The 10,758-nt window shown below is 42.6% G+C and carries 8 protein-coding genes; all 8 read left to right on the top strand.

The annotated features are described in order from the left end of the window. A partial coding sequence (locus tag AC075J_RS18315) for an SPASM domain-containing protein (RefSeq protein ID WP_476390598.1) occupies positions 1-523 on the top strand: 523 nt, incomplete at its 5' end. Positions 524-1,030: 507 nt separating this feature from the next. Beyond that, positions 1,031-2,677, top strand: a complete 1,647-nt coding sequence (locus tag AC075J_RS18310; protein ID WP_055060026.1) for a response regulator — start codon at positions 1,031-1,033, stop codon at positions 2,675-2,677. 3 nt (positions 2,678-2,680) lie between these two features. Further along, on the top strand, positions 2,681-4,177 hold the full coding sequence (locus AC075J_RS18305) for a sensor histidine kinase (RefSeq protein WP_055152863.1): 1,497 nt from the start codon (positions 2,681-2,683) through the stop codon (positions 4,175-4,177). Between the two features lie 249 nt (positions 4,178-4,426). Continuing rightward, positions 4,427-5,470 (top strand): ABC transporter substrate-binding protein, encoded by a 1,044-nt coding sequence (locus AC075J_RS18300; protein ID WP_118331572.1) that lies wholly within the window; start codon positions 4,427-4,429, stop codon positions 5,468-5,470. 149 nt (positions 5,471-5,619) lie between these two features. Further along, on the top strand, positions 5,620-7,140 hold the full coding sequence (locus AC075J_RS18295) for a sugar ABC transporter ATP-binding protein (protein WP_118568987.1): 1,521 nt from the start codon (positions 5,620-5,622) through the stop codon (positions 7,138-7,140). After that, positions 7,140-8,195 carry an ABC transporter permease gene (locus tag AC075J_RS18290; RefSeq protein ID WP_476390597.1) on the top strand — a complete coding sequence of 352 codons (1,056 nt, stop codon included), beginning with the start codon at positions 7,140-7,142 and terminating at the stop codon, positions 8,193-8,195. Before AC075J_RS18295 ends, AC075J_RS18290 begins: the two co-directional genes overlap by 1 nt. Further along, a complete protein-coding gene (locus AC075J_RS18285; protein WP_118331575.1) occupies positions 8,195-9,220 on the top strand; it encodes an ABC transporter permease subunit in 1,026 nt (341 codons plus the stop codon). Before AC075J_RS18290 ends, AC075J_RS18285 begins: the two co-directional genes overlap by 1 nt. 684 nt (positions 9,221-9,904) lie before the next feature. Further along, on the top strand, positions 9,905-10,758 hold an 854-nt coding region (locus tag AC075J_RS18280), incomplete at its 3' end, for a class I SAM-dependent methyltransferase (protein ID WP_055060029.1).

The following is a 10,758-nucleotide window of genomic DNA, read 5'->3' as shown; positions in this document are numbered from 1 at the left end:
ATTATTTGTATGGTTTTTCCATTATATGCCGACAGGTAATGACGCTGTAGTAGAATTAATGCCGAATCCACAGCAGCGTGAGAAGATGTATCACAAGATCAGAGAGTATCGTTCTACAAAAGCTATTTTTGGAATGGATTTCCAGAATGATGCGCAGTATGTAGGAGGATGTATTGCAGGAGGAAGACGTTACCTTCATATCAATGCGAATGGTGATGTAGATCCATGTGTATTTATCCATTATTCTAATGCAAATATTTATGAAAATACTCTGCTGGAAGCATTGAAGAGTCCGATTTTCATGGCATATCATGACGGTCAGCCGTTTAATGAAAATATGCTTCGTCCATGCCCGATGCTTGAGAATCCGCAGAAGCTTCGTAAGATGGTTGAAGAATCCGGTGCGAAGTCTACAGATTTGCAGTCTCCGGAGTCTGTGGAGCATCTTTGTGCGAAGTGTGATGCTTATGCAGAGCATTGGGCACCGAAAGCAGAGGAATTATTTCCTGTAAAAAATAAGTAACTTAATAATAAGAAAAAATATTAACTCAAAATTTAGCCAAAGTTATCAGAGAAAGTTCCCTGTCCGGTCATCCCCTGTCCGGATGGGGAACTTTCTCGTCTTTGAAAGGGGACGCGCGAAGCCGCATCTCTCTGTGGGTTCAGTTCCGGGGGCTAAGTAACTTTAAGGTGGAGAAAATCCGCTAAAAGCATGAAGAAAAACGCAAAACTCGCTCCGTTGCAAACTTCGCTCAGACAGGTTGCTGCTTTTCTTCATAACGCGGATTTTCTCCGCCTAAGAGTTACTAAGCCCCCTCCAGATTCACCCACAGAGAGATGCTGTTTCGCGCTGTTGATTGATTGTGGAAGGAAGTGTGTGAAGCATTTTATTGTTAAAAATAACTTGCCTGAGTGTGCGACATGTATTAAAGTTATGGTGTTAACCTGTATGATGGATATGTAGAAGTTCTCGTAAATAATGTATTTAAGAGGATTGCTGTAGATTTTTTAGTATGAGAGAGTGGTAGGGATGTTAAAAACTTTTTTGGTAGAGGATGAAGTTGTGATCAGAGAGATGATTAAGAAGATGATTCCCTGGGAGCAGTATGGGTTTGAACTGGCAGGAGAAGCATCTGATGGGGAGATGGCACTGCCGTTGATATTAAAGAGCAAACCGGATCTTCTGATCACTGATATTAAGATGCCGTTTATGGATGGTCTGACATTATGTAAATTGGTAAAGAAGGAGTTGCCGGACATTAAGATTGTGATTCTTAGTGGCTATGATGACTTTAACTATGCGAAGCAGGCGATCAATATTGGTGTGGAGGATTATCTGCTGAAGCCAATTACTAAGAATGCATTTATTGAGCGTCTGGAGGAGATTCATAATCGTTATGAACATGAGAAGACGCAGAAGGAATATTATGAGAAATTCAAACTGGAGATGCAGGAGTATGAGAGGAATGCGAGCCGTGATTTCTTTGAATCTCTGGTGAGAGCGGACTTTGATCTGGAAGAGATTTATCGGAGAGCAGATCGTTTGAATCTTGATATTGTGGCAGAGGCTTATAATATTCTGATTTTTACACCGGATGCTTCAGACAGCAGTTGTAATTCGTCGGAAGGATATTCAGACTGGGAGGCAGAAGTACATAAGAAGATTGAGAATTATTTCCTCAGTCATCCGGTTGCGATGCTTTTCAGACATCAGGTGTTCAGTTATGCGATTCTGGTCAAGGGGCAGCGAGATACGATAAAGAAGAATACATGCGAATGTGTGGAAACAATTCAGAAGATCATGGAAGAAACCAGAGCAAATGTGGACTGGTTTGTGGCAGTCGGCGAGGAGGCAGACCGTCTGAGCAGAATTAAGCAGAGTTATCACACGGCTGCAAGAACTTATGCATTCCGTTATCTGTATGACGGGCATATTCTTTATTACAATATGCTTGAGCAGGTAAAGGAGAATTCAGCAGACACTTCAAAAACAGAAGCTGTTCAGCTTAAGAATGTGAATATCAATGCCCTGAATCCGGAAATCCTTCAGAAATTTTTAAGCAGTGGTCTGGAAGATGAAGTAGACAGTTTTGTCCATGATTATTTCCATGCTATTGGCAGGGAACCGATGAAATCACTGGTGTTCCGTAATTATGTGGTTTTGAATGTGCGTTTTTCTGTACTGTCATTTCTTAAGAAAATTGGATATGATGATACGGAATTGTCCAGAGAAGAGACAGATGATGTTGTGAAGAAGACAAGCCAGTCTACAGAAGCTTCTGTTGCATATGCAGAGGAAGTCTTGAAACGGGCCATTGCAATCCGTGATGAAAATGCAGGCAGTCAGAACAGAAGTGTGTTGAAGCAGGCAATAGATTTTATAGATGGACATTATATGGATGAAGAGATTTCTCTGAATAGAGTGGCGCATGCGGCGAATGTGAGTGCCAATCATTTCAGTGCGCTTTTCAGTCAGAATATGGGACAGACATTTATTGAGTATCTGACTTCGCTTCGCATGGACAAGGCAAAGGAGCTGCTTCGCTGTACTTCCAAACGTTCCAGTGAGATTGCAGGGGAAGTGGGATATAGGGATGCGCATTACTTCAGCTATCTTTTTAAGAAAACTCAGGGAATGACTCCGAGTGAGTATCGTAAGACGAGAGGAGAAGTCTGATTCATGAAGCAGAAACAGGAGAAGCTGGAAACAAAGATGAAGTGGATGCTTCTGAGCACTATGATCCCTATGACAATTCTGATCATAGTGCTTCTTGTTTTTTTCTGGCATTATACAAATGAATATAATCAGTTGTCTAATAATCTGGCGGTGAGTTCGGAATATAATGCAAACTATAGAAATTCCAATAATGATATGAGCTTTAAAGATGAAGTGGATATGGATATCTATTATGTGACTATCGGGCGAAAAGGTAAGGACGGGCTGCCGACAGAGCAGGTAGACAAGGCAATCAGTACTGTGGAGAGTCTGAAGAAAACCACATCAAAGAAGGAAAGCCTGCGTTCTCTGAAATATCTGACTAACTATCTGGAGAATCTTAAGAAACGGATGAATCAGCTTCTTGAGATAAAGAATTATCAGGAACGACAGGAATTTGTGGCAAATAATACAGAAATCCTGACCACGCTCTTTGAGAAAGAAATGCAGAATTATATTTATCAGGAGGCGACGGAACTGGTGCAGATAGAGTCTCAACTGGCTGGAAATGTACGTCTGACGATCATCACTATGTGTGCGGCGATTTTGGTTGCTACGGCTATTCTGTTGCGGCGTTCTTTCCGTCTGACATACAGCATTACCAAACCGATTTCTGAAATTCTCCATAATATTAAGAAGGTTGGAAAAGGAGAGTACAAAACTATTAATGTAGTATCTGCCGACAGTGTTGAAATCCAGGAGCTTGATGCCGGTACCAGAAAGATGGCAGGAAGGATTGAAGGGCTTCTTGAGAATGTGCGTAAGGAGCAGGAGGTACAGCATATGACGGAGCTGCAGCTGATCCAGGCACAGGTAAATCCGCATTTTCTGTATAATACACTGGACACTATTGTGTGGCTGGTGGAGGGTGGTATGCAGCAGGATGCAGTGGATATGATCACAAGTCTGTCTGTTTTTTTCCGCACTTCGCTTTCGAAGGGGAAGGATATCATTCCGCTGTCGGAAGAGAAACGCCACACATTGAGTTATCTGGAGATTCAGCAGTCAAGATACAGGGATATTATGGAATTTGAGATTAATATTCCGCCGGAACTGGATGAAGTGATGGTGCCGAAGCTTACTTTGCAGCCGTTAGCGGAGAATGCTCTTTATCATGGAATTAAGAATAAGCGTGGAAAAGGTAAGATTCTTATTGAAGGATTCAATCTGGGAGATGATATGATGCTGAGAGTGACTGACAATGGTCAGGGAATGACACCGGAACGTCTTTATGAAGTACAGGAAGCCATCCGCACCGGTGAACGTGCCGGGTTCGGACTTGCTGCGGTGTCAGAGAGAATTGCACTTTATTATGGTCCGGGTTATGGACTGAAGATTTCTTCTACAGAGGGAGAAGGTACGGTTATGGAAGTGTATATGGCGAAAAAAATTAACCTGGATAACAATTCAAGAACAGTTTTATGGCCTGCTGATAGAGACTTACGAAGGTCTGCCAAATAATGGAATGTATGAATTATGTCGACTAATGCTGAATTGTGCAAAGTGAATATAAAAGAAAGTTGATAATTTATTTCTGTATTTATAATGCACAATAAAAAATCCAACTTCCGCAATAAAAAAATAAACTTTGTATAAATTATGAACAAAATATGATAGAAGAATAAACTTTTTGCGGAAAATATTCTATGGAATTTTCCTGGATTTTTACTATAATAAAGACATCTTAAATGAATCGGGAGGATTTACAAAATGAAGAAAAAAATCGTGTCAGCTTTATTAACAGCAACAATGGTATGCGGTATGAGCGTTGTTCCGGCAGTGGGTGTAGCAGCAGCGGACGACACAATTACAGTTGGTTTCTCACAGGTAGGTGCTGAATCTGACTGGCGTACAGCTAATACAGAATCCATGAAATCCACATTCAGCGAAGAGAACGGATATGAATTAATCTTCGACGATGCACAGCAGAAACAGGAAAACCAGTTAACAGCAATCCGTAACTTCATCCAGCAGGAAGTTGATTACATCGTACTTGCTCCTGTAACAGAGACAGGTTGGGATACAGTTCTCCAGGAAGCAAAAGACGCAGGAATCCCTGTAATTATCGTAGACCGTATGGTTGATGTATCTGATGACAGCCTTTACACTGCATGGGTTGGATCAAACTTCAAACTTGAAGGCCAGAAAGCTATGGCATGGCTGGATGCATATCTGGAAGCAAAGGGACGTGGAGATGAAGAAATCAATCTTGTTGATATTCAGGGAACTATCGGTGCATCTGCTCAGATCGGACGTACACAGGGATTTGACGATGCAGTAGAGGCTCATGACAACTGGACAACACTTGCACAGCAGTCAGGTGAATTTACACAGGCCAAAGGTCAGGAAGTTATGGAATCTATCCTGAAACAGAGCGGTGATGACATTGATGTTGTTTACTGTGAGAATGATAACGAGGCATTTGGTGCAATTGATGCGATCGAAGCAGCAGGCTACGAAGTTGGTGGAGAAGAAGGCCAGATCCTTGTAATGTCCTTCGATACAACAAACGCTGGTCTTACAGATACATTAAGCGGAAAGATCACACTGGATACAGAGTGTAACCCATTACACGGACCACGTGTACAGGAAATCATCGAGAAACTTGAAGCTGGCGAAGAGGTTGACAAACAGGCTTATGTAGATGAAGAAATGTTTGCAGCTGATGATACAGTTACATCTATCAAAGTTGACGACGCTGACTATGAAGTAACAACTATTACACAGGACATCATTGATGGACGTGCATACTAATTATTAGTGTAAATCCGGAGCGTGGTTCATAATTCGGAGAAACCCGGGTTGCGGACCACGCTACCTTTATGCCATGAATTAACCCGCTTTGCTGAAAAAAATTCAGCGATGAGGGGTAAAAACCAGTATAGAAAGCAGGTGGAAAGATTATGGAACAAAATGTAGTATTGGAGATGCGCGATATTTCCAAAAATTTCACTGGCGTTCGTGCCCTTTCCCATGTGGACTTTACCCTTCGTAAAGGTGAGATCCACGCACTGATGGGTGAGAACGGTGCAGGTAAATCAACTCTGATCAAGGTGCTGACCGGTGTTCACGAATTTGAAAGCGGTTCTATTCATATGGCCGGAAACAGCAATGCAATTGTAAATCATTCTCCGCAGGAGGCACAGGCAAACGGTATCAGTACAGTGTACCAGGAAGTAAACCTTTGCCCGAACCTGACTGTAGCCGAGAATTTATTTATCGGTAGAGAACCGAGAAAGATGGGAATGATTGATTGGAAGCAGATGAATGAGCGTTCAGGAAAGCTTCTTGAGAGCCTGGACATTCATGTGCCGCCAACACAGATGCTGGAAGAATGTTCCATCGCTATCCAGCAGATGATCGCAATTGCACGTGCAGTTGATATGAAATGCCGTGTGCTGATCCTGGATGAGCCAACCTCATCACTGGATGACGATGAAGTTGAGAAGCTGTTTGTACTTATGAGAAGACTTCGTGACGAAGGAGTAGGTATTATCTTTGTCACCCATTTCCTTGAACAGGTATATGCAGTCTGCGACAGAATTACAGTTCTTCGTAACGGCGAACTGGTAGGAGAATATGAGACAAAGGATCTTCCGAGAGTTATGCTGGTTGCCAAGATGATGGGTAAAGATTTTGACGATCTTGCTGATATTAAAGGCGAGCACAAAGATAAGAAAAAAGCAAAACCTGAACCTGTTATCGAAGCAAAAGGAATCTCCCACAAGGGAACAATTAAGCCATTTGACCTTACCATTAATAAAGGAGAGGTTATCGGTCTTACCGGACTTCTCGGTTCCGGACGTTCTGAACTTGTACGTGCCATTTACGGTGCAGACAAGGCTGAGACTGGAACCCTTAAGGTAAAAGGCAAAGAAGCAAAGATCAACAGTCCTCTAGATGCTATGAAGCTTGGTATGGCGTACCTTCCGGAAGACAGAAAAGCAGAAGGTATCATTGCAGATCTTTCTGTAAGAGAAAATATTATTATAGCGCTCCAGGCTAAACGCGGTATGTTCCATCCATTAAGCAAGAAAGAAATGGAAGAAGCAGCCGATAAGTATATTAAACTGCTGCAGATTAAGACAGCAAGCCGTGAAACTCCGATTAAGAGTCTGTCCGGTGGAAATCAGCAGAAGGTTATTCTTGGAAGATGGCTTTTGACAAATCCGGATTACCTGATTCTGGATGAGCCGACCAGAGGTATTGATATCGGTACTAAAACAGAGATTCAGAAACTGGTTCTTGATCTTGCGGATCAGGGAATGGCAGTTACATTTATCTCCTCAGAGGTTGAGGAAATGCTCCGTACCTGCTCCCGTATGGCAGTTCTTCGTGACGGTCAGAAGGTAGGCGAGCTGGAAGAGAATGAACTTTCCCAGAGCGGAGTTATGAAAGCTATTGCCGGAGGTGACGATAAATAATGAATAAGAGTAAATTAAAGAAAATAACAAGTGCGCGTCTGTTTCTTCCCATCGTGTGTCTCATCGCCGTACTTTTGCTCAATGTGATCAAGACACCGGACTTCTTTAATGTATCTATTCGAAACGGCGTACTTTACGGTTATATCATTGATGTTATCAATCGTGCTTCAGAGTTGGTTATCCTTGCAATCGGTATGACACTGGTAACAGCGGCATCTGGTGGACAGGATATCAGTGTGGGTGCGGTTATGGCTGTAGCAGCTGCTGTTTGCTGTCAGATCCTTTCCGGTGGACAGGTTTCTGTAAATGAGTATCAGAACTCGATTATCATTGCAGTGATTGCAGCGCTTCTTGCATCTGCATTATGTGGTGCATTCAATGGATTTCTGGTTGCCAGGCTGAATATTCAGCCGATGGTTGCAACTTTGATCCTTTACACAGCCGGACGTGGTATCGCACAGCTTGTAACAAATGGACAGATTACTTATATTCGTGTGGATTCTTTTAAGATGGCAGGTGGTTACATTGGAAAGTGTCCGATCCCAACTCCTATTTTCTTTGCGATCATCACAGTTTTAATTGTTTACCTGATCCTGAAGAAAACAGCACTTGGCCTTTACATTGAAAGCGTTGGTATTAATGGAAAAGCAGCCCGCCTTGTTGGATTAAATTCCACAATGATCAAATTCCTTACTTATGTTATTTGTGGTGTGCTGGCTGGTATTGCCGGAATCGTAGCATCCAGCCGTATCTATTCCGCAGATGCAAACAACATCGGTCTTAACCTGGAAATGGATGCCATCCTTGCAGTAGCACTTGGCGGAAACTTCCTTGGCGGTGGTAAATTCAGTCTGATCGGTTCCGTAATCGGTGCTTATACGATTCAGGCTCTGACCACAACACTTTATGCAATGAACGTAAAGGCTGACCAGCTTCCTGTTTATAAGGCAATCGTGGTAGTCATTATCGTTACTCTACAGAGTGATGTATTTAAAAAATATATTGCCGGCTTAAAAGCTAAAAAGAGTGTGGCAGTAGAAGGAGGTCAGAAGTAATGAAAGCAAATGGAATGCAGAAAAAGAAAATGACAGGAAACGGCTTCCTGCTTCTGATAACAATCGCTTTATTTGCAGTAATGTATATTGCAGGTATGATCATCTTTGCTGATAAAGGTTTCGCAAAACCGCAGATGTTTCTGAATCTGTTTGTATCCAATGCGGGACTTTTGGTTATTGCGTGTGGTCTTACAATCGTTATGATCACCGGAGGTATTGATATTTCTGTTGGTTCTGTAACAGCTCTTGTTTGTATGGTTCTTGCAGATCTGATGGAGAATAAGGGTGTAAATACATATGTGGCAGTTTTAGTTGCACTGCTTATTGGTGTTGCTTTTGGTGTTGTCCAGGGCTTTCTGGTAGCTTACCTTGATATTCAGCCGTTTATCGTTACTCTGGCTGGTATGTTCTTTGGACGTGGTATGACAGCTATCATCAGTACTGATATGATTTCTATTAAGAATGAGTTATTCCTGAAGTGGGCAAACTTCCGTTTTTATATGCCTTTTGGTTCTACGAATAAGAAGGGAAAATTCATTCCGGCTTATATTCCTCCTACAGTAGTGATTGCGGTAATCGTTGTTATTATCATTGCAGTTCTTCTGAAATACCGTAAATTCGGACGTAAGCTGTATGCGATTGGCGGCAACCGTCAGAGTGCATTAATGATGGGCCTGAATGTTAAGAGAACAATGTTCCAGGCTTATGTGCTGGATGGCTTTCTTGCTGGACTTGGTGGTTTCCTGTTTTGCTTAAACAGCTGTGCTGGTTTCGTTGAGCAGGCGAAAGGTCTTGAGATGGATGCGATTTCTTCAGCAGTTATCGGTGGTACGCTTCTTTCTGGTGGTGTTGGTACACCGATTGGTACTTTGTTTGGTGTTCTGATCAAGGGTACCATTTCCAGTTTGATTACTACTCAGGGTACGTTATCAAGCTGGTGGGTAAGAATTATTCTTTCACTGTTACTGTGTTTCTTTATTGTAATTCAGTCAGTGATTGCTTCTATGAAGAAGAAAGCGAAATAAGTGATTGTATTATGAAACAAGCTGGGACTTGGATGGGTTCTGGCTTGTTTTTTGTTCTTACAGAGGGGACGCGCGAAACAGCATCTCTCTGTGGGTTCAGTTCCGGGAGCTAAGTAACTCTAAGGTGGAGGAAATCCGCTAAAAGCATGAAGAAAAACGCAAAACTCGCTCCGCCTCCGACTTCGCTCAGACAGGTTGCTGTTTTTCTTCATAACGCGGATTTTCTCCGCCTAAGAGTTACTAAGCCCCCTCCAGATTCACCCACAGAGAGATGCTGTTTCGCGCTGGGTACTGGCAACGATTTGGAGTGAAGTAAGTAAATTTCTGATAAACTGTGGAGAAGATATTGGGGTATGGGCAGGTTGCGAAGAGGATGATGTTATTAACTTGAACGTGAGTATCGATACTTTATTGTTATTGTTCGCTAGTAATATCCTGCGAAGTGTGCTACTGAGAACGGAGTGAACAGTAACACTTTATTTGTTTATAACTGTGAATTATGATGGTTTGCTTGCCATGGGGGGAGTTTTATTTTATACTTTAAACAATGAATGATGTTAAGGTTAAAGGGGATTTTAATCTTGATATTATTGAAGGTATGTGAGAAATGTGGCTTTACTAATGGTTGGATATGTAGTACAATCGTAACTTATTATGCGTTTATTTTAGGAGGATTATTATACAATGTGGATTGCAGATGGATGGAAAGATTATGAGGTTATTGATACTTCCTGTGGGGAGAAGCTGGAGCGTTGGGGGGATTATCTTCTGGTGAGGCCGGATCCGCAGGTTATATGGGATACGCCGAAGGTGAATAAGGGCTGGAAGCATATGAACGGGCATTATCACAGAAGTAAGAAGGGAGGCGGTGAATGGGAGTTTTTTGATCTGCCCGAGCAGTGGGATATTCATTATAAGGGACTTACCTTTAATTTGAAACCTTTTAGTTTTAAGCATACCGGGCTTTTTCCGGAACAGGCGGTGAATTGGGACTGGTTTGGCAATAAGATCCGCAATGCGGGACGTCCGGTGAAGGTGTTGAATCTTTTTGCATATACAGGTGGTGCGACTCTGGCGGCAGCGGCTGCGGGAGCTTCTGTTACTCATGTGGATGCTTCTAAGGGTATGGTTACCTGGGCAAAGGAGAATGCGGTTGCTTCCGGTCTGGGAGATGCTCCAATCCGCTGGCTGGTGGATGACTGTGTGAAGTTTGTTGAGCGTGAGATTCGCAGAGGGAATCATTATGATGCGATCATTATGGATCCGCCTTCTTATGGACGTGGACCGAAGGGGGAGATCTGGAAGATTGAGGATTGTATCCATGACCTGATTAAGCTGTGTACAAAGATTCTCAGCGATGAGCCTTTGTTTTTCCTGATAAATTCTTATACAACAGGTCTGGCACCGGCAGTTCTTACTTATATGTTGTCTACTGAATTGAAAAAGTTCGGCGGGCATGTGGACTCTCAGGAGATCGGGCTTCCGGTAAGCTCTAACGGACTGGTTCTTCCATGTGGTGCTTCTGGAAGATGGGAGGT

The sequence above is a fragment of the Blautia sp. ZXY-1-C6 genome (assembly GCF_056339875.1).
Note: the sequence above shows the minus strand (reverse complement) of the source record. Positions and strands in the feature narration are given on the sequence as shown.

Coding starts and splice junctions, on each gene's coding strand:
- AC075J_RS18290 (WP_476390597.1), top strand. CDS start 7,140: ATGAATAAGAGTAAATTAAAGAAAATAACAAGTGCGCGTCTGTTTCTT.
- AC075J_RS18305 (WP_055152863.1), top strand. CDS start 2,681: ATGAAGCAGAAACAGGAGAAGCTGGAAACAAAGATGAAGTGGATGCTT.
- AC075J_RS18310 (WP_055060026.1), top strand. CDS start 1,031: ATGTTAAAAACTTTTTTGGTAGAGGATGAAGTTGTGATCAGAGAGATG.
- AC075J_RS18295 (WP_118568987.1), top strand. CDS start 5,620: ATGGAACAAAATGTAGTATTGGAGATGCGCGATATTTCCAAAAATTTC.
- AC075J_RS18300 (WP_118331572.1), top strand. CDS start 4,427: ATGAAGAAAAAAATCGTGTCAGCTTTATTAACAGCAACAATGGTATGC.
- AC075J_RS18285 (WP_118331575.1), top strand. CDS start 8,195: ATGAAAGCAAATGGAATGCAGAAAAAGAAAATGACAGGAAACGGCTTC.